The following is an 18,875-nucleotide window of genomic DNA, read 5'->3' as shown; positions in this document are numbered from 1 at the left end:
CCGGTTCGGCGGTAGGTGATTTCGATCGCCGTCCGTCGAACCGGACATCGTTTCCCCCTCTGTGCGTTAACCTCATGCGGCATGTCGAGCCGTCAGTCGAGCGGCCGTGCGCGAGAGGACTTGGCACAGTAGATGATCATTCGAGGGAAACTTCTCGGTCGGGCGGCGGCCGTCGCAGGCGTTGTGCTGGCGCTCGTGAGCACCGGGATCGCGCAGGCTTCGGTGCCCCAGTCGGAAACTCGGTCAGGAGTATCCGGCACCGGGATCAAGTACGTCGCCCTCGGTGACTCCCGTGCCTCCGGTCCAAGGCTGGAACCGATGTACCCCGACGCCTGTTCGCGTTCGTACGAGAACTTCGCGGGCAAGATCTCTCGGGCACTCGAGGTCGCGGAGTTCACCGACGTCTCTTGCAGCGCGGCACGCGCCGAGAACATCATCGACACTCCACAGCTGATTCCGAACTACTGGCCTGTCCAACTCGATGCCGTTCACCCGGACACCGACCTGATCACCATCTCGATCGGCGGCAACGACTCCAACAGCATCTTCCTCGGCCCCCTGTGCGTCGCTCCGGGGCCAGGAACCGATCGTGGATGCCGGTACGACCCGCTCGCGAATTCCGTAGCCCAATCCGGAATCGACCGGGCTGCCGGAGAATTGGATCGCATCCTGACTGCGGTCACGCAGCGCGCGCCTAACGCTCGCATCTACCTGATCGGTGAGGGCGGCATGATCTCCTCTCGCGGATGCTGGCCGAACATTCCGTTCTCAGACGCCGACGCATCCTGGTTCATGGACTACTTCGCTCGCTACAACACGAAGTTCGACGAGGTCGCCCACGCCCACGGTGTGCGCACTGTCGACATTGCGGCGGCGAGCATCGCCGGCGGGCACGACGCATGTGCGAGTGCAGATCAGCGTTGGTTCGAAGGCCTGTTCTCGGAGTCGACGGCGCAGCGCTTGCACTTCACGGACGCTGGGATGACCGCGGTCGCCGATCTAGTGGTGGCGGACGTGCAAGGCTGACCGAGAGAGCCCGGTCATGGCATAGTTCGCTGCTGTGGGTATGACTTTTGTTCCCGGACAGAACGCGCCGCTGCAGGCGCCCGTGGTGACGTTTCGAGCCGAGAGCCAGACGCCGTTCGACGTGTCGGCGCTGGTAGCGGACGCGAACCTGCGGGCATTGACGTCCGCGGACTTCGTGTTCTACAACCAACCGTCCACCGCTGGAGTGCAACTCGACGAGAGTGGCATCCGGGTGGAGCTCGATCGACTTCACCCCGATGCGGCAGCGGTGTTGTGCATCGTGAGCGTGGATCCGGCAGCGACGGCCGCGGGAGCCTTTCGCACGGCCGGGCTCTCCGCCACCCTGAGCGATCAATCCGGTTCGGTCCTGGCCGAATTCGCGATCCCCACCGCAGGTACCGAGACAGCGGTCATCTGCTGGGAGCTGTACCGAAAGTCCGGTGCCTGGAAGATCCGGGCCGTCGGGCAGGGCTATGCGGGTGGTCTGGCGGAACTGATCTCGGTGCATGGCGTCGAGGTCGACGACGAGCCGGCGCAACCCGCTCCGACAGCCGCGCCCGCGTGGGACTCCGCCGTGGAGCCGTTGGAGGTTGGCCGCGGCCTCGAGCGTGCGTGGATGATCTTCGAGGACGCCTCGCGTTCTGCCGCTTCCTTCGTCTCCAGCAGTGAGTACGCGCTTGCCCGTTTGGACGAGGATCTGACCGCTGCCGTCGCAGATCCGTCGTTGCGGAACTCGGCAGCGGGAGTGGCGGCGCGCGATGCCGCACAGAAGCGTCACGACGACCTCGTCTCACTCGCACGGGACAACCACGCCCGCGACAGCGCTCAGCTTGCGCACGAACTCGGTGTGATCGACGGCGTGCTCCCACGGTCGATGGCGTCGTGGAAGTCGGTGTCGTGGGCGGGTACAACCGATCCGGCCCAGATCACAGCCGTCAGCGACGGAATGCGTCTTGGCGAGCTGTCGGCTCCGGACCGCGGCACACTCACCGTTCCGTACTGCGTCCCGTTGCCATTGCGCCGGCCGATCTGGGTGGACAGCACGTCGAGCAAAGCAGCGCTCGGTCTGATCAGTGCCGTCACCGTGCGTGTCATGGCCGCCGGCCCGATGCCGCTACTCGACGTCGTCGATCTGACCGGCTCGCTGACGCCACTGACCGACCGACTGGCACCGATGCTCGCGGGCCCGGTCATCACCGCTCACACCGAGATCTCGGCGCGCTTGCGGGCACTGGCCGAGGCCGTCGACATGGGCGAACTCGCGCGAATGAGTGGCGTCGCCGACGGGCCGAGTTCCCTGCGCCTGTTGATCCTCAGCGATTTCCCGCACGGATACTCCGCCGAAGACGCACAGACCATCATGTTCCTCGCCGAACGCGGGCCGGCAATCGGTTTGTCCATACTGATTGTCGGAGAGGACGAGTCGAACTTCGCGGAAGAATCCGTCGCCGCACTGTCCGAGGGGTGCCAACATCTTTCGGCAGCAGGGCAGACGGAGGTTCACGATCCGTGGACCCGCACGCAATGGCACTTCACCCCGGACGTGCTCGACCCGATCTCCGAGTCGCGAATTCTGGCAGTGTTCGACCGCACCTAGTGGCCGATGGCGGATTGCCGAGCGCACAGGCAGAGTGGTGGTACGACCACGCGCGGTGTGTGGCGGCAATACTCGAGGAGACTCATGGCATTCTGGGATCAGTTGAAGGCTAAGGCTCAGGAGATGAACGGCCAGCTCAAGACAAAGACCAGCCAGTTCCAGAACAAGGAATTCAAGAACGCGAGCATGGCAATGTGCGCGTTGATCGCCGCCGCAGACGGTTCGATCGATCCGTCGGAGCGTCAGAAGACCGCCGCGCTGATCATGAGCAACGAGTCGCTCGCGGTCTTCTCGCCGGACGAGCTTCGTGAGCAGTTCGACTGGTACTGCAGCAAGCTGTCCTCGGACTACGAGTTCGGCAAGGTCGAGGCAACCGCGACCATCGCCAAGCTCAAGTCGAAGCAGGATCAGGCCCGCGCGGTCATCCAGATCGGCATCATCATCGGCGGCGCGGACGGCAACTTCGACGAGCACGAGCGCGGCGTCGTACGCGACATGTGTTTTGCAGTCGGAATCTCTCCGGCCGAGTTCGATCTCTGATCGATTCAGAGCATGAAAGCGGGTGCGGCGCGAAAGCGCTGCACCCGCTTTTCTTTTCAGTACTCGGGATAACCGTCCTCGGGCCCGAGCATGCGCTCGATCCTCGTCCGCGTGATCTTGGCGAGCTCGTCGACGCAGACCTTGCGCTCGACGGACCGTTCGTTGGACATGCGCTGGCCGATGTTCTCGAGCAGGTCGTCGGCGTCGTGGCCGTGCGAACACCACAGATACCGGAAGCCGAAGTTCCGCTCGTACTCCTCGCCGGCGCGATAGATGGTTGCCATGACGGCGTCGTCCGGAACCCAGATCGAGCATTGCTCGAGGTGGGACGGCACGCTGTTCCTACGGACGCCGACCGGTGGATGGCACTGCAGGGCGCGTTCGACGTCGACGTCCGAGAGGTTGAGAATCGCGTCCTCGGCGCGCGAGAGGATCTCCGCGTGGTCGGCGAACGGACGTCCGTCGCTGACCCACCCGGCCCACGTCAGCGAGCAGCAGCACTCGAACAATGCGTGAACCGCCTTCTGCCGCGGTAGTTCGTTGAAGCGCTCCAACCCGATCGATTGATGTAGCAGCATGTGACCTCCCGGCCCGTTGTGCTTTCAGGCGCGCTCGACATGCCGCGCGGTAACCAGATGCGCGACCATATCGATAATTCACTGCTTCACCTGGGAAAGGAAGGTTTGCTCCCCGAGTTTTCAGGTTCTTAACGCGGCGTAACGAGCTGACCGACACGGTCTCCACCCGACAAGGTTCGCTGACGAAGCCGACTCAACCGGGCGCCGATGACCACAGGAGATGGCGAGCAATCTGTCCCGAAAAGAGGCCAATAACGTTGCGTCTGATGCAACTTCACGGAGATCGGTTGGCGATCCCGCCGTCTCCGAAAGGCGACCAGCGGCTTGACAGGGTCGGCTCTCGTTTGAGGCTCTCGGCGTCGGCCCCTGCAATGGGCAGGGAGTGTGTCTCGTTCGCTGGCAGTCGTGGAGGCTCCGCGCGAGTTCGCGGTTGGCTCGATTTTGTATCGGGCCGTAGATGTCATATCAAGAATCTATGAGGTCGAGGGTGGATACGGTGGGCGAGCGGAGGGGGATGTGGATCGTCGCCGCATTGTCGATACTTGCTCTGGCAGCACTCATCTGCGCGGTGGTGACGTTCAGCATTGCTGTGCAGTCGATCTCCGGTGGTATGGGTCCTGCTGTCGAAGCGAGGGTGCTGGACGTGGAGGACGGTGCCACGCTGGGCCGTTGTGTGCATCCGCGCACCTATACGGTGGGATGGGCGCAGGACGAGGTGGACCACATCGAATCGTTCGTCGAGTGCTCCAGCGCGCACGAATACGCTGTGGGGCAGACGGTCAGGTTGTGGCGGGGTTCGAGTGGTCACTTGGTCGGATCGAGTCCGACGCTGATCGTGGCTTTGAGCAGTTCGCTGTCATTGGCGACGGGAGCGTTGGCGGTTTTCTCCGGGCGGAAGGCAGTTCGGGCGTGGCCGGCTCGACGGAAGGGGCGTAGTGATGTGGGGACGTTGAACATGTGAGTCCGTATGGCGGCGGCGATGGCAGGGAAACCGGAATTTCACGTAACCGTCCTCGCGGCTACGCCATTCGAACGCAAGTAGCTCGGCGATTCTTTTTGTGGGGCGACGCAAGCGCTCGCGGCCTCGGAAGTAGCTCGTAGACGTCACGATCTTCCACGGTTTATCTGCGCCGTTTGGTGTGTGAACGGCGAACTCTCCATGAGGTGCCGTGACTCACTCAGAGGTTTTCGTCCTGGACGACGGGTATTGATTGTTCGATGTAGTCGGCGTCGGGTGTCGCGTCGACGGCTGCGGGTACGCGGTCGTTTTCCATGGCGGTGGTCCTTACTGTGCGGTGTGTCCTTCTGGCTGTGCGGATTTCAGTGTTGTTTGCGCGTTGTCGCGGCGTAGTGCTGCGGTGCTGTCCTCGAGTTCGAGGACCCGCCTGATGCCGACGAGGTTGATGCCGTCGGCGATGGGGTGTTGCTCACCAGGCTCGCGGCGGGCACCCTCGAAGCTGCAGCGCCGGCCCCGCCGATCATGTTGCCTCGCTACTCGTATCGGGTTCCGGTGATGCGGCCTCGAGCCACTCAACGCTCCCCTCCGTTGCAATTGAAGTGAAGGAACACTGCGCGATTCGAATACTGCACGGCCCGTCGACCTCCCCGGTTGTCACTGATCCGGAGCAACAACGCATTCGAGGAGGCTTCAGATGATTGCTGGGGTGGGATTCGGTGGCTTCCATTGCCGTGGGAATGGCGGATAGCGCTCTCCTAGGTGACTCCATGCGAGCTCAAGCGGAACGCAGTTTTACTGACGCCCTGGTGAACACTTCGGCAGCCATGAAGCTCTTACGTCGACTGCTCAAAGGACTGGAGTTGTGCTGAGTGTGATGGTCACCGACAGACTGGCCAGCTACAGATTGGATGCCCGTATCTCTGTCAGCTGCTGAAACCGCAGGCGTCTATGTCACGCGAGCGATCCCTCGAGCAGATCGACGAGAGCATCGGTATGGGTTAGTTGCGGATGGTGCCCGGCACCCGGCAGCGAGATCAGCTTGATGTTCGGAAGTGACTCGAGCTGCGCAACCGCGGCCGGGTCGATTGGGTCTTTGCTTCCTGTGATGATGCGGACCTGGCCACTGAATCGCCTAAGCGCTTCTTGGAGTTCAGCACGCCACCGCTTCGATCCCGCACGGGCGAGATGCTCGGCCACGCTCTTGGAACTGCTTCGCTCGAGGTCACTGAGACTGGAAACGAGAGAATCCGCGCTCGCTTCTGATCCGGTCAGTTTGCGTGAGAGCCGTGCCGGGTCTGCGTGTCGCAAGTAGGCGCGTACGAGCGGCTTCAGTCTGGCCGAGGAACCCATCGGGGCCTGGAGGAAGAACGGTGCGATCAACGTGAGGGACTTCACCTGCGCCGGGAACCGGTCAGCCGCAACTACTGCAGCAGCCGCACCGATGGAGTGGCCGACGAGGTCAGCAGGTTCACCAGCTACTACCGCCGGCAGCCACTCATCCCAGTCCTGAACGCCGGCCCCGCTACTGAGGCCGAGGCCGGGCAAGTCGACGACCCGCCCCTCGATGCCGGCAGCTACCTCTGCCCACGTGTCCGCGTTCACGGGCATGCCGGGAAGAATCACCCGACTCGATCCTCGTACGCCGAGCTCAAATGTCCTCAGGCCGCCGACGTCGACGAATCGACGGTCGGCGGACATGACGGCACCAAACCGATGCGCTGCCAGGTAGTCGGCCCACCGTTCGAGGGACACCAGCACGTCGGGCATCAGGATCCCGTGTCTGTCGGCGAACTCGACGGCCGACTCTGTCGGATAGCGGTCGGCGGACATGAAGGTGAGGGTCTCGGGATCGGCCTTGGTGATCTGCTGCGGGAGCCGCTTGATGACGCCGATCGGAATCCTGACCCGCGGGACCTTCGCACCGAGATGCCGACCGACGTGTGTGAGCAGGTCCGCTAGCGGTGGGGTGTCGTCGTGGAGAACCCAGTAGGCCATGCCCTCAGCAGCGGGATCGACCGCAGCTGCCGTCATGAAGGCCGCCAGATAGTCGACCGTGACGATCGGGAGAAACGTCGATTCGTTTCCAGGCAACGCTGCTGCGGTGCCGTTCCAAATCTGCTCGACTGTGCTGGCCAGCCCGATGTGCTGGTCGGATTCCCCGGTGGCGCTGTCGCCGATCACGCTGGACGGATTGACAATGGTCCAGGGAACTCCGTGCTTGAGGGCTCGGGCCTGGAAGATTGCGTCGGATTCCACTTTTGACGCTTCGTAGGCGCCAAGGTCCTTGTAAACCGCGGTGCGGTGATCGTCGGGCCATGGAACCGTTGTGGGGTCTTGTCCGCCGACGCGGTAGCCCGACACGTGGATCACGCGCTGCAGGTTGGGGAGGTCCTTGGCGAAGTCGATCAGCTTCTCGACGATGCCGACGTTCGCGCTGCGTGCCTCCTGGGCGGTCATTCCGAATCGGTAGGACCCGGCGCAGTTGTGGATCTCTGTGATGAAAGGGAACGCCGATGGGCCACCCGCGACGATTTCAGGAGCGTCGAAGTCGACGATCGTCGTGCTGATGCTCCGCGTCAGGCCATGCTCTCTGACCCATCGCTCGACACGGGCCCCGGACTCGGCGGTCCGAACTGCCGCCGTGACGTTCGTACCAGCCTCGGCGAGGGTCAGGACGAGGTGCCGACCGACCAGACCTGAGGCCCCGAAGACCAGGGCGTGACGGGAGACGTCGCGTGGAGTCATCGCGTTCCGCCAACGGTCTGGCAGCGCTGGTTGATGAGCTCCGCAACGATGTCAGCGGCCGAAATCAGGGGTTGCGTGTTTTGCGTAGCGCGAGAGACGATGACCGCCCCCTCGATCGTCGACACAACAACGGTCGCCAGGGATCGGGCCTCGTCGGGGACAACGCCGCTGGCCTCGAGAAACGCGGTTGTCAGGGCGATCCACGACTCAAAGGCAGCGGCGCACGCCTGCCGCAGACGCTCGTTCTCCGCGCCCATCTCCAGGGTGACGACAGAGACCGGGCAACCCCGCCGGAAGTTGCTCTCGCTGACGATGGTCGTCAGGGCCTCGATCGCGGCGCGTGCTGCCTCGGCCGCATCGACCCGGGAAATCGCGGCCTCTGCAATCAGCGTCCCGAATGCCTTCGTGGCGAGCTCAATCGCTGCGACGCCCAGGCCTTCCTTCCCGTCGGGGAAGTGGAAGTAGATCGACCCTTTCGGCGCTGCGGCGTGTTCGATCACGGCGTTCAGGCCCGTGCCGCTGTAGCCGCTGGTCTGGATGAGCTCGAGCATGGATTCTGCGAGCCGTGCCCTTGTCAGGTCTCCTTTGGATGCCATGAGCCAACAATAGACCGGTCTACATATTATTTTCAACCGAGAGAATGCGTCTACCAACCAGTCTCGTCGTGATCGACATGCGTGTGACCGCCGACGCCATCATCGGAGTGCCGGCGACCTAGGATCCGGCCAAGGCTTCGGGTCAGGTCCGCTTGCGGGTCGCGATCTCGTCGGAGAGCTGCTGAACGTGGGCGGCGTCCGCGTCCCGGGCAAGGGCGACGTAGTGGTCCATGACGGCCGGCCGGTAGCGCACGGGCAACGTCTGTCCTGGGGCGAGTCGTGTCAGCTCGGTGATCGTGAGGTCTTCGTCTGCGATACCGCGGAACAAGATGCCGTCGGAGGTCTCCACGTCGAACATCAGGACCACGCGTGGATTGCTGTTGACCTCCCGCCAGTCGACGAGAACGCCGAGCGCAAGCACCCCCGTCCGCAGTTCCGCATTGCGCTTGCGTGCATCACTGCTCATGAGCGGGTTCGGGGCGACGCCCGGAAAGTCGGGTCCGACGCCGAGTGATTCCCGACTCAGGTCAGGCCTGAGCTTCGACATCACATCGTCGAGCGTCATCTTTGAATCGTTGCGCTTCTTTTTCCAACCGAACATCCTGACCCCTCCATCACAGCGGCGCCGGAATCTCGGCCTGGAGCTTCGCTCTGATCGCGATTGTATGTCGCGGTCATTCTCGATCTCCGTCGCATCGTCCCGTCCACCTGCGGGTCGAAAGGCCTTTCAATCTGCACTCGCGCGTGCGGACAGACTTTTCGCTCACCAGTTGCACGCCAGTCCCTCTTGCCGGTGCAATTTCCGTTGTCAGAAGGCGAAATCCATGAAGGGGACCGAGATTGGCCCCCCAGACACGAATGGAAGGTCGCCATGACGAACGACGCCCCTCACCATCGCGCCCGCATTGGTCGCCCGCCACCTCGGCCACCACAGCCCTGGATGCAGCGATGTTCGACAGCAATCGCGAGCGGGCTTGTGAGCGGTTAGTGGGAGTGGGCGTCAACCGACGTGGACGTGTGGCCGGCGGGACTGGTCGGGTTCGGCGCGGCGGAGGACCTCACGGGTCACGGGAGCGGTTTCGCCCTCACCGATGAACAGGAAGCGGAGCAGGTACATGATCGGGTTTCCCTCGGTCCACTCGAAGTAGACGTCGGGAATCACGCCGGTGATGTCTCTCGTCCGCAGGAGAACCGCCGCAATGGTGTTGGGGACGGCCGGGCTGTCGACCCAGAGAATCCGGTGCTCACCGCGCTGTCGGCCGTGGACGAGAAGGTCGGTGCTGAATTCGGAGGAGTCTGTGACGTTGACTTCGATGAAGATGATCGACTCCGCCTCCGGGATGTTGCTTTCGGCGCGCTGCTGCGATTCCTTCTGCCGATACTCGTCCTCGTCGAGACGGTCGACGTCGTGCGCCACCATCGCGAGGTAACCCTTCTCGGCTGCCTCGGCGATGAATTGCAGCGCGGTCTCGTCGAATTCGACGGAGGTTGCCCGTAGTTCGAAGGCTCGCGAGATCCGGGAAAGGAAGGACACCACCATGATCGCGGCGATGAAGAACGACGCCACTTTCACACCGTCTGGACGTTCGAAGATGTTCGCGATCGTCGTGTAGACGAACAAAACTGCGACAAAACTGAACCCCACGAACAGCTTTCGCTGACCGTGCTTACGAGCGGACAGTGCAACGGCGACGGTCGCCGACGAGATGAGCACGAGGACACCGGTTGCGTACGCGGAACTCTGAGCGTCGACACCGGCGTCGAAGTAGATCGTGACAGTGATGGCGATGACGCTGAACACGAGGACCAGCGGACGCACGGCGCGGGCCCACGACGGCGCCATGCCGTAGCGGGGGAGATACCTCGGAACAAGATTGAGCAACCCTGCCATTGCCGACGCACCGGCAAACCAAAGGATCAGGATCGTGCTGAGATCGTAGACGGTTCCGAAGATCTCACCCAGATAGTCGTGCGCGAGGAAGGCAAGCGCGCGACCGTTGGCAGCGCCTCCGGGCTGGAACTCGTTTTCTGGGATCAGGATGGTGGTGACCAGGCTCGACGTCAGCAGGAATCCGCTCATGATCAGCGCCGCCGTGGTGAGCAGGCGCCGCGCACCTTTGATGCGGCCACGTGGATTCTGTTCCGTGTCGTGCGGCTCGCCCTTGATCTGCGGCATGACCGCGACCCCGGTTTCGAAGCCGGACAAGCCGAGCGCCAACTTCGGGAAGACGATCAGCGCGATCAGGATCATCATCGCCGGGTTTCCGTGCTCGGTGGTCATGGCGCGCGTCCAGTCGGTGACCAACGACGGCGCGGTCGCGATGTGCCACAAACCTACGGAGATGACCACCACGTTCAAGGCGAGGTAGACGGCGACCAATCCGACCGCGATACCGATCGCTTCGGTGAATCCGCGGAGGAATACCGCAGCGAGGAGCGCGAGCAGAACCAGGGTGACGGCGACGGTGTGTCCGGAGAGAAAGGTTGGAGCAAAAGGGTTCTCGACGAGGTGCGCCGTGGCATCGGCAGCCGAGAGCGTCATAGTGATGAGGAAATCGGTGGCCGCGAAGCCGAGAAGCACGAGAACGAAGATCTTGCCGCGCCACTTGGGCAGCAGCTTCTCGAGCATGGCGATCGAACCCTCGCCGTGCGGACTCTCGCGAGCCACTCGCCGGTAGACCGGTAGAGCGCCGAAGAGTGTCAGCAGGATCAATACGACTGTCGCGATGGGAGCCAACGTGCCGGCCGCCAGTGCCGCGATACCGGGTTGGTAACCGAGAGTGGAGAAGTAATCGACACCCGTCAGGCACATCACCTTCCACCACGGGTGGCGCTTCTCCTTCTTCGGCGCCATCCGGTGTGGCCCCAGATGTCCGGCTGGTTCCTCGGTGATGTCCGCGAGCAGCCAGGCCTCGGTGCGTTGTTTCACAGACGGAGCCGTGTTGTCGGCCGGGACCTCGTTGTCGGCTGCGGTCACCACGGCGTCACGGCTTCAGATAAACATCGTTGAGCGTGACAGTCCGCAGGTTTCGGCTCCGGATGATGTCCACCAGTTGCGGATACACGTGGGTCACGGGCAGATAGTTGAGGTGCCCGATCACGATGGCCCCCGGATTGAAGTACTGGTTCGCCATTTGGAGGATGTACTCCTCGGTGATCAACGAAGAATCCGACAGTGATCCGTACCAGAGGGTGGGCACGGTGTAGCCGACGCTCGCGGCCACGGAATCGACTGTCGCGTTGTGCCTTCCGTACGGCGGCCGAAAGTACGGCGCCGCGTCCACGCCGTAGGTGTTGCGCAGGAACGTGCCGTTCTTCGTCAGCTCGTCTGCGATCTGCTGCTTCGACACGGACGTCAGATCCGGGTGCGAGTAGGTGTGATTGCCGAGCTGAATTTGTCCGCTCTCGACCAGCGGTCTGAGAAGTCCGGCGTTTTCGGTCCACGAGTTGTATAGCCCGTTGACGAAGTACGTCAAACGGATGCCGGTGTCTTTTGCGAACTGTGTGTAGAGGCGCACGACTTCGGAGCTGGCTCCGTCGTCAACCGTCAGGGCAAACAGATCCCCACCGCCGGGTAACGCGGTCAACGATCCGCCGGCGGGCAGCGGCACCCGGGCAGACGGCGGTGGAGGCGGCAACAAGGCAGGCGGGAGATCCGGGACAGGGACGGGGTCGGTTGGTTCGTCGGCTGCGGCGATTGCCGTGCCGACCGAACGTGACGAACAAGCGGTTCCCATGGTCACCGCGGCGGTTCCGGTCAGAGTTGCTGCTGCGAGGGCACTGAGGAAGCGTCGGCGGTCCACAGGGCGGAGCCTAGAGCAGATTTGCCTAATTCGGACTTCATTCTCAGCGTTCTTTCAGCGAAAGACCAGCCGTGTCCGGTATCGACAGGTTCTACTCAGGAACGGTGGATAGCGTGTCGGCCGTGGAACCGCGACCTCGACACTCGGCAACCAGGCACAGGCGTAGGCGTCAACCGCAGCGGTCGACGCTCTCGGTGGGGCGCAAGCTGGCGGCGGCGTCCCTGTCGACGACGATTCTGGTGGGCGTCGGAATCGGCTGGTACGTGCAGTCGGATCTCACGTCGGGGCTGTACCGATCGGACGCGCTCTCCGCCCTCGGTGACGACGCCGGCAGTTCGCTCGACGGGGATACCAACATCTTGTTGATCGGGCTCGACAGTCGTAAAGCGATGGACGGCAGCGACCTGCCGGCTGAGTTCGTCACCGACAAGCTGCATGCGGGGGACAGTGATGTGGGTGGATACAACACGAACACGCTTATCCTGCTCCATGTTCCGGGCGATGGCGGCAAGGCCAGTGCAGTGGCGATCCCACGCGACGACTACGTCGCGGTACCCGGCTACGGAATGGCCAAGATCAAGGAAGCCTACGGAATGGCGAAGGCTGATGCGGACGCCAAACTCATAGCGGACGGTGTGACGGATCCTGCTGCACGAGAACAACAAGCGCGTGAAGTCGGAAGACGGTCGACACTGACCACCGTGCAGAATCTGCTCAAGGTTCCGATCGATCACTTTGCCGAAGTGAACCTGATGGGCTTCTACGACGTCGTCTCGGCTATCGGCCCCGTTCAGGTGTGCCTTAACAATCCGGTGCAGGATGACTTCTCGGGCGCCAACTTCCCGGCCGGAGTTCAGACTCTCGATGCGTCACAGGCACTTTCGTTTGTCCGTCAACGCCACGGCCTGGACAACGGGGACTTGGATCGCACCCACCGGCAGCAGGCTTTCATCAGCGCGGTGATCGCCAACTTGAAGGGCTCCGGCGTCATCGGAAACATTCCGAAGATGACGGCACTGGCCGACGTGGTGAAGAAGGATGTGGTGATCGATTCTGCCATGGATCCCGTCCGATTCGCTTCTCAGGCAAGCGCTCTCGCAGGTGGGAACATCGACTTCTACACCCTGCCCGTCGAGGGATACGAGACCGTCGACGGCCAGGACGTCAACATGGTCGATCCGGCGCGTCTGCGTAGTGAAGTGTCGCGGATCTTCGCGGGAGGTGACTCGGCATCTGCACCTGCGATGGACACTGCTGTCTCGACCGGGAACGAAGTTGTGGACATCCGCAACGGAACCGCGACGGACGGGTTGGGCGCCGCGTTGGCAGCGGCGACGAAAGCGTCGGGAGTCGAAGTCGGAGAGGTGAGCACCGCAGTTGCGACGGCAAAGTCGGTGGTCAGCTATGGAGTCGGCGCCAAAGCCGTCGCAGAGGCGCTGGCCGAGCAGTTGGGCGTGGCCGCAGTGCCTAACGAGCAGGCAGCGGCCGAATCAGTGTCTGTACTGATCGGTGAGGACAATGCGCAGACCGTGTTCTCGGCCGCTCCGGCGCAGTCGGACTCGTCGGTATCCGCCGGCACCGTTCCCGATACGGGAGCGCAGGGATCACCCATCCGGGCCGACGCGAATGGCGGCATCCCCTGTGTGGACTAACTCTCAGGTAATTCGCACCAAACTCACGCTGACTTCTTCGATCTGCGGGTCTACATTGGAGAAGTCGAACTCAGTCGGGTACTTCACCTTTGGGGTACCTGACTGAGATTGCGTAGTTGAAAGGATCACCGACATGGCTACAACAGCAGCGGTACAGAATCCGACACGCTCACGTGCCAGGACCATGTCCTTGTCCGAGTACGTGGCCGAGCATCCGGCGCAGCGCGTTTTCCCACCGACCAGTGAGCGGGCGGCCAGGATGGCGATGCTCATCATGTTCGCCCTGATGGCCGTCACCCTCGTCGTACTGGTACTTGACGAGGCAGGAATTTTCGGATGAAGGCAGCGGTCTTCGGCTGAGCCGGACCTTTAGTTACTCTTGAGTAATGACTGAACAGAAGAGCTGGAATGCGTTCACCGTCGAGCGCGAAGACAACATCGCCCAGGTGACGCTGATCGGGCCGAGCAAGGGCAACGCGATGGGGCCGGATTTCTGGAGTGAACTCCCCGAAATCTTCGCCGACCTCGACGCCGACCCCGAGGTGCGTGCAATCGTCATCGCCGGTTCCGGCAAGCACTTCTCGTTCGGACTGGACCTGCCGGCGATGAGCGGTGAATTCGGTGCCGTCCTCGCGGACAAGGCTCAGGCAGGCCCGCGCACCAAGTTCCACGACATGATCAAGCGCATGCAGTCGGGCATCAATGCCGTGGCAGATTGCCGCAAGCCCGTCGTCGCAGCTGTGCAGGGCTGGTGCATCGGCGGCGGCGTCGACCTGATCACGGCGGCGGACATCCGCTACGCAAGTGCCGATGCCAAGTTCAGCATCCGCGAGGTCAAGGTCGCGATCGTCGCAGACATGGGCAGCCTCGCGCGTCTGCCCGCGATCATCGGCGACGGACACCTGCGTGAGTTGGCTCTGACCGGCAAGGACATCGACGCAGCGCGCGCCGAGAAGATCGGCCTCGTCAACGACGTTTTCGAAGATGCCGACGCGGTACTGGCAGCGGCGCGCGCGACCGCCAAGGAGATTGCGCTCAACCCGCCGCTCGTCGTCCACGGGATCAAGGACGTGCTCGATCACACCCGCAGCGCGAGCGTGAACGACAGCCTTCGCTACGTCGCAGCCTGGAACGCGGCGTTCCTGCCTTCGCAGGATCTGACCGAGGCCATCACCGCCGTCTTCCAGAAGCGCCCGCCAGTCTTCCAGGGTGAGTAGGAACTGCAAGGGTGAGTAGGAACTGCAAGGGCGAGTAAAAACAGCACAAAAATCCCCGCACATCTTCCGATGTGCGGGGATTTTCGTTAGGCCTGAGAACTCGAGCTCAGTGACCGCCGTTGGCAGCGAGACGCTTGATCGAAGCCTCGATCTCGGCCTCTGCCTCGGCGCGGCCGACCCAGTTGGCTGCCTCGACGTGCTTGTTCGGCTCGAGGTCCTTGTAGTGGACGAAAAAGTGCTTGATCGCATCGAGCTCGAACTGTGAGATGTCACCCAGATCCTGGATGTGATCCCAGCGGGGGTCACCGGCCGGAACGCAGAGGACCTTGTCGTCTCCGCCGGCCTCGTCGACCATCTTGAACATCGCGACTGCGCGAGCCTCGACGATGACGCCGGGGAAGACCGACTCGGGGAGCAGGACCATGGCGTCGAGCGGATCGCCGTCCTCACCCAGGGTGTTTTCGATGAAGCCGTAGTCGGCCGGGTAGCCGAAAGCTGTGTAGAGGTAGCGATCGAGTTTGACGCGACCGGTTACGTGGTCGACCTCGTACTTGTTGCGCTGACCCTTGGGGATCTCGATGGTGACGTCGAACTCCACGCCGATTCCTCGCTGTCGTGTCGGTAATGATTCGTCGGAAGGATATCGGGTCAAGGATAAGGTTGCCTGACCACCCAGTAGGCAGAGCACAGACGGAGGGGCGTTGGCGGGCCAAGGAAAGAAGAAGATCGGCTCGTTGGAAGAGAGTCGACGGCGTAACTTCCGCATCCTTCTGGCGGTCGGTGCAGTGGTTGTACTGGCCGTCGCCGGAGTTGTCGTCGTGAAACTCGGTACGTCGAACGACACCGCGGGCAGCACGACCGTGACTACGTCGCCTCAGCCTGCGCTCGTGACGCCGTCACCCCAGGTGGTGCCCGTCCCGACGGACGCACCGATCCCGAGCGCGTCGGGAATCGCAGCGGCGATCGGCCCGGCTGTGGCCAACCCGGATCTGGGGAAGTTCACCGGAGTTGTCGCTGATGCGCTCACCGGAAACATTCTGTGGAGCGCAGACCCGTCGACGCCGATGACGCCCGCGTCCACGACGAAGGTGCTCACCGCATCGGCGGCACTGCTGAAGTTGCCGCTCGACCACCGGCTGTCCACGACGGTGGTTCCCGGAACGAGCCCCGGGCAGGTCGTTCTGGTCGGCGGTGGTGACCCGACGCTGACCGCGACGCCGAAGGGGCAGAGCGGGTATTACGCCAATGCTGCTCACATCGCGGATCTCGTCGACCAGATCAAGGCTGCCGGTACGCCGGTGACCAGCGTCGTGGTCGACTCGAGCTTGTTCAAGGGCGACAACATGGCCACCGGATGGTTCCCCGCTGACATCGCGGCCGGCTACATCACCCCGATCGAATCGGTGATGATCGAAGGTGGTCGGTACGACGGCACTCAAGACGAGTCGCCGCGTTCGGAAACGCCCGCGTTGGACGCGGGCAAGGTCCTCGCTCAGGCCCTCGGTGTCGATCCCGCCAACGTGAGTCTCGGCGCGGCGCCTGCCGGTGCCAAGCCGATCGCCACCGTGCAGTCGGCGCCGCTGAGCGACCGGCTGCTGCAGATGATGGAACATTCCGACAACGTGCTCGCAGAGACCATCGGGCGTGAGGTCGCGATTGCCTCCGGAATAGAAGCCTCGTTCACCGGAGCAGTCGACGCGACCGGCAAGACCCTGCAGGCGGCCGGGTTCGACTACACCGGTGTATCGCTGCACGATTCCAGCGGACTGTCCGTCGACGATCTCATTCCCGCTCAGGTACTCGATCGCGTCATGACGGCTGCGGCCGGTGACGGTGATCCGAAACTGCGTCCGCTGCTGGACTACCTTCCGGTGGCCGGCGGAACAGGAAGTTTGTCCGACCGCTACGCGTCCGGAAACCGAACCGGTGCGGGTTGGGTGCGGGCCAAGACGGGAACTCTCTCGACGGCCAGCGCGTTGTCAGGGTTCGTGGTCGATCAGAACGGGCGAGTGCTCACCTTCGCACTGATGTCCAATGACCGGCCGCCAGAAGTGAGCCGTCCTGCCCTGGACGCGATTGCCGGAGCATTGAGGAATTGCGGGTGCCAATAGTGGCCGAAAAGACTCCACAAGATGATGAAGCCTCGGCTCCGCTCGGTGGTGCCGTCGACTGGAGTCTTGCCGCCAAAGCCGGGATAAAACTGGCGCGCGGCGGCCCCGCGATGTCTCGCTACACGGCCGAGACGGCAACCGCAGAACTCGCCGAAGCGTCCAAGCGCGCAGAACTGCCGGTTCGTGAAGTGACCGGGCTGGCCGACGGTCTACCGGTCCCGGCCGCTGACGTGCTGGACCGGGCCGGGTGGATCACGGCGGCCTCGCGGTCGATGGCGCATCTCACCGGCGCGGATCCAGACGGCAGTGGCAATCTCATCGTCGGAAAGCCGGCGGGCCTGCAGGCCGGCGCCATGCTGGCGTACCTGTCTTCGGCGATCCTCGGGCAGTACGACCCGTTCACCGGCGAGCACGGCACCCTGCTTCTGGTCACACCGAACATCGTCTCCGTCGAACGGTCCCTTCGGCTGAATCCGAGTGACTTCCGGTTGTGGGTCTGCCTGCACGAGGTCACTCACCGGGTTCAGTTCTCGTCCTCGCCGTGGCTAGCGGAGTACATGAAGGAATCCGTCGAAACGCTTGGTGCGACGGTGGACGAGTCGATGACCGACGTTGTCGGGCGCCTTGCTGCAGAGCTGCGCTCGCGGAAGGAACCCGACTCCAGTGACGGTGCGACGGCGGGCGGCATCATCGGACTGCTGCGCGCCTCGCAGGCGGAGCCTCAGCGTGACGCGCTGGATCGGATGCTCGTACTCGGCACCCTCCTCGAAGGGCATGCAGACCACGTGATGGACGCCGTCGGCCCCGCCGTGGTGCCGTCGGTGGCAACGATCCGCACGGCCTTCGACAAGCGTCGGCAGCGCAAGTCCAACCCCGTGCAGCGGATCATCAAGATGCTTCTCGGCATGGACGCCAAGATGGCGCAGTACGTGCGCGGCAAGGCCTTCGTCGACGCGGTGGTTCTCAAGGTCGGCATGGAGCAGTTCAACACCATCTGGACCGGGCCCGAGACCTTGCCGTTGCTCGACGAGATCGACAATCCCGACGCGTGGGTAATGCGCGTTCTCGGCTAGATGCTGCTGCCTGAGACGCCTGCCCTCCTGGCGCTGCGACAGGCCGTGCGGGCGTGGACGCTCGCATTCGAGCCGCGGCGCCGTGTGGTCGTCGCCCTGTCCGGGGGCGCCGATTCATTGGCGTTGACCGCAGCAGCGGTGGCGGAAGCCGATTCGGTCGACGCGTTGATCGTGGACCATCGCCTGCAAGTCGGTTCCGATGCCGTCGCACGCTCGGCCGCAGACCAGGCGCTGGCGCTGGGTTGCCGGACCGCGACGGTCCTGACCGTCGACGTAGCCGATGGTGGGAGTCTCGAGGCCGCTGCGCGTGAGGCTCGGTACAACGCCCTGCGCGGCGCCAGAACTGACCTCCCGGTTCTACTCGGACACACGCTCGACGATCAGGCCGAGACCGTGCTTCTCGGACTCTCCCGCGGGTCCGGTGGGCGATCGATTCAAGGTATGACGGCATTCGACGCTCCCTGGGGACGGCCGCTACTCGGCATCCGGCGATCGGTGACCAGGGCGGCCTGCGTCGACCTGGAAATCACGCCGTGGGAGGACCCGCACAACAACAATCCCGAGTTCACTCGCGTACGTCTGCGGCACGAGGCGTTGCCGCTGCTCGAAGAAATTCTCGGCGGGGGAGTTCCCCAAGCATTGGCCCGAACCGCGACGCAGTTGCGTGAGGACGGTGAGGCGCTCGACGAGTACGCCGAGGCCCTACTCCTACGGGTTGTCGTCGACGGGGAAGTGGAAGTGGACACACTTGCCGAAGCGCCCACCGCAATCCGTCGACGCGCTCTGCGCGCCTGGCTGCTGCAGGGCGGCGCAAAAGCATTGACGGACAAACAGTTACGCGCAGTCGATGCCCTGGTGACCGACTGGCGGGGGCAAGGCGGCGTCGCGATCGGCGGCGGAACACCGGAGGCGAGGTTGGTGGCGGCCCGGCGACGTGGCAGGCTGATCCTCGGATTCGAAGACCGACGAAGGGTTTGAC

Annotated in this window: 18 protein-coding genes; 10 read left to right on the top strand and 8 right to left on the bottom strand. The window is 63.4% G+C overall.

Annotated features, from left to right (window positions below; translation table 11 throughout):
* The first annotated feature begins 132 nt into the window (after positions 1–132).
* The 3 genes from G4D79_RS02155 (at position 133) to G4D79_RS02145 (ending at position 3,163) form a co-directional block, all read left to right on the top strand.
* A complete protein-coding gene (locus G4D79_RS02155) occupies positions 133–1,026 on the top strand; it encodes an SGNH/GDSL hydrolase family protein (protein ID WP_042922710.1) in 894 nt (297 codons plus the stop codon).
* A 40-nt stretch (positions 1,027–1,066) separates the two neighbouring features.
* Complete coding sequence (locus tag G4D79_RS02150; protein ID WP_083745009.1) at positions 1,067–2,623, top strand: TerD family protein; 1,557 nt, start codon at positions 1,067–1,069, stop codon at positions 2,621–2,623.
* Positions 2,624–2,707: 84 nt separating this feature from the next.
* Positions 2,708–3,163: a tellurite resistance TerB family protein gene (locus tag G4D79_RS02145; RefSeq protein WP_099697770.1), complete on the top strand. Its 456-nt coding sequence runs from the start codon at positions 2,708–2,710 to the stop codon at positions 3,161–3,163.
* A gap of 56 nt (positions 3,164–3,219) precedes the next feature.
* Here G4D79_RS02145 and G4D79_RS02140 read toward each other — a convergent pair whose 3' ends face one another.
* Positions 3,220–3,741 carry a 2-oxo-4-hydroxy-4-carboxy-5-ureidoimidazoline decarboxylase gene (locus G4D79_RS02140; protein WP_003941084.1) on the bottom strand — a complete coding sequence of 174 codons (522 nt, stop codon included), beginning with the start codon at positions 3,739–3,741 and terminating at the stop codon, positions 3,220–3,222.
* 496 nt (positions 3,742–4,237) lie between these two features.
* On the opposite strand from G4D79_RS02140, the gene G4D79_RS02135 reads away from it, so the two are divergent.
* Complete coding sequence (locus G4D79_RS02135) at positions 4,238–4,702, top strand: hypothetical protein (protein WP_136472130.1); 465 nt, start codon at positions 4,238–4,240, stop codon at positions 4,700–4,702.
* A gap of 324 nt (positions 4,703–5,026) precedes the next feature.
* On the opposite strand, the gene G4D79_RS02130 is transcribed toward G4D79_RS02135, so the two are convergent.
* From G4D79_RS02130 to G4D79_RS02105, 6 genes are all read right to left on the bottom strand, one after another.
* Complete coding sequence (locus G4D79_RS02130; RefSeq protein ID WP_198165748.1) at positions 5,027–5,275, bottom strand: hypothetical protein; 249 nt, start codon at positions 5,273–5,275, stop codon at positions 5,027–5,029.
* A gap of 375 nt (positions 5,276–5,650) precedes the next feature.
* On the bottom strand, positions 5,651–7,444 hold the full coding sequence (locus G4D79_RS02125) for an alpha/beta fold hydrolase (RefSeq protein ID WP_083055957.1): 1,794 nt from the start codon (positions 7,442–7,444) through the stop codon (positions 5,651–5,653).
* Positions 7,441–8,040, bottom strand: coding sequence for a TetR/AcrR family transcriptional regulator (locus G4D79_RS02120; protein ID WP_039972767.1), 600 nt, complete (start codon positions 8,038–8,040; stop codon positions 7,441–7,443). Before G4D79_RS02120 ends, G4D79_RS02125 begins: the two co-directional genes overlap by 4 nt.
* 142 nt (positions 8,041–8,182) lie before the next feature.
* Positions 8,183–8,605 (bottom strand): hypothetical protein, encoded by a 423-nt coding sequence (locus tag G4D79_RS02115; RefSeq protein ID WP_228232423.1) that lies wholly within the window; start codon positions 8,603–8,605, stop codon positions 8,183–8,185.
* A gap of 435 nt (positions 8,606–9,040) precedes the next feature.
* Entirely contained in the window at positions 9,041–11,020 is a 1,980-nt protein-coding gene (locus G4D79_RS02110; protein WP_099697769.1) for an amino acid permease, read from the bottom strand.
* A gap of 4 nt (positions 11,021–11,024) precedes the next feature.
* A complete protein-coding gene (locus G4D79_RS02105; RefSeq protein ID WP_099697768.1) occupies positions 11,025–11,843 on the bottom strand; it encodes a polysaccharide deacetylase family protein in 819 nt (272 codons plus the stop codon).
* Between the two features lie 122 nt (positions 11,844–11,965).
* Here G4D79_RS02105 and G4D79_RS02100 point away from each other — a divergent pair, with 122 nt between their 5' ends.
* The 3 genes from G4D79_RS02100 (at position 11,966) to G4D79_RS02090 (ending at position 14,712) form a co-directional block, all read left to right on the top strand.
* Positions 11,966–13,495 carry an LCP family protein gene (locus tag G4D79_RS02100; protein ID WP_235867820.1) on the top strand — a complete coding sequence of 510 codons (1,530 nt, stop codon included), beginning with the start codon at positions 11,966–11,968 and terminating at the stop codon, positions 13,493–13,495.
* A 133-nt stretch (positions 13,496–13,628) separates the two neighbouring features.
* Complete coding sequence (locus G4D79_RS02095; RefSeq protein ID WP_124568973.1) at positions 13,629–13,835, top strand: hypothetical protein; 207 nt, start codon at positions 13,629–13,631, stop codon at positions 13,833–13,835.
* 46 nt (positions 13,836–13,881) lie between these two features.
* Positions 13,882–14,712 (top strand): crotonase/enoyl-CoA hydratase family protein, encoded by an 831-nt coding sequence (locus G4D79_RS02090; RefSeq protein WP_007727023.1) that lies wholly within the window; start codon positions 13,882–13,884, stop codon positions 14,710–14,712.
* 106 nt (positions 14,713–14,818) lie between these two features.
* Here the strand turns inward: G4D79_RS02090 and G4D79_RS02085 are convergent, their stop codons facing one another.
* Positions 14,819–15,310, bottom strand: coding sequence for an inorganic diphosphatase (locus G4D79_RS02085; RefSeq protein ID WP_003941181.1), 492 nt, complete (start codon positions 15,308–15,310; stop codon positions 14,819–14,821).
* A 103-nt stretch (positions 15,311–15,413) separates the two neighbouring features.
* Here G4D79_RS02085 and dacB point away from each other — a divergent pair, with 103 nt between their 5' ends.
* The 3 genes from dacB to tilS are packed head-to-tail and all read left to right on the top strand — an operon-like array spanning position 15,414 to position 18,874.
* The gene (gene dacB, locus G4D79_RS02080; protein ID WP_099697766.1) at positions 15,414–16,823 is read left to right on the top strand and encodes a D-alanyl-D-alanine carboxypeptidase/D-alanyl-D-alanine-endopeptidase; all 1,410 of its coding nucleotides are present in this window, start codon (positions 15,414–15,416) and stop codon (positions 16,821–16,823) included.
* Positions 16,823–17,896 carry a zinc-dependent metalloprotease gene (locus G4D79_RS02075; RefSeq protein ID WP_099697765.1) on the top strand — a complete coding sequence of 358 codons (1,074 nt, stop codon included), beginning with the start codon at positions 16,823–16,825 and terminating at the stop codon, positions 17,894–17,896. The genes dacB and G4D79_RS02075 overlap by 1 nt, the downstream gene beginning before the upstream one ends.
* Entirely contained in the window at positions 17,897–18,874 is a 978-nt protein-coding gene (tilS, locus tag G4D79_RS02070; protein WP_099697764.1) for a tRNA lysidine(34) synthetase TilS, read from the top strand.
* Position 18,875: the final 1 nt, after the last annotated feature.

The organism is Rhodococcus sp. WY5 (assembly GCF_018588185.1).
Taxonomy (GTDB): Bacteria; Actinomycetota; Actinomycetes; order Mycobacteriales; family Mycobacteriaceae; genus Rhodococcus_F; species Rhodococcus_F qingshengii.
Note: the sequence above shows the minus strand (reverse complement) of the source record. Positions and strands in the feature narration are given on the sequence as shown.

Coding starts and splice junctions, on each gene's coding strand:
- G4D79_RS02115 (WP_228232423.1), bottom strand. CDS start 8,605: ATGACGCTCGACGATGTGATGTCGAAGCTCAGGCCTGACCTGAGTCGG.
- G4D79_RS02120 (WP_039972767.1), bottom strand. CDS start 8,040: ATGGCATCCAAAGGAGACCTGACAAGGGCACGGCTCGCAGAATCCATG.
- G4D79_RS02155 (WP_042922710.1), top strand. CDS start 133: ATGATCATTCGAGGGAAACTTCTCGGTCGGGCGGCGGCCGTCGCAGGC.
- G4D79_RS02150 (WP_083745009.1), top strand. CDS start 1,067: ATGACTTTTGTTCCCGGACAGAACGCGCCGCTGCAGGCGCCCGTGGTG.
- G4D79_RS02090 (WP_007727023.1), top strand. CDS start 13,882: ATGACTGAACAGAAGAGCTGGAATGCGTTCACCGTCGAGCGCGAAGAC.
- G4D79_RS02140 (WP_003941084.1), bottom strand. CDS start 3,741: ATGCTGCTACATCAATCGATCGGGTTGGAGCGCTTCAACGAACTACCG.
- G4D79_RS02145 (WP_099697770.1), top strand. CDS start 2,708: ATGGCATTCTGGGATCAGTTGAAGGCTAAGGCTCAGGAGATGAACGGC.
- tilS (WP_099697764.1), top strand. CDS start 17,897: ATGCTGCTGCCTGAGACGCCTGCCCTCCTGGCGCTGCGACAGGCCGTG.
- G4D79_RS02125 (WP_083055957.1), bottom strand. CDS start 7,444: ATGACTCCACGCGACGTCTCCCGTCACGCCCTGGTCTTCGGGGCCTCA.
- G4D79_RS02095 (WP_124568973.1), top strand. CDS start 13,629: ATGGCTACAACAGCAGCGGTACAGAATCCGACACGCTCACGTGCCAGG.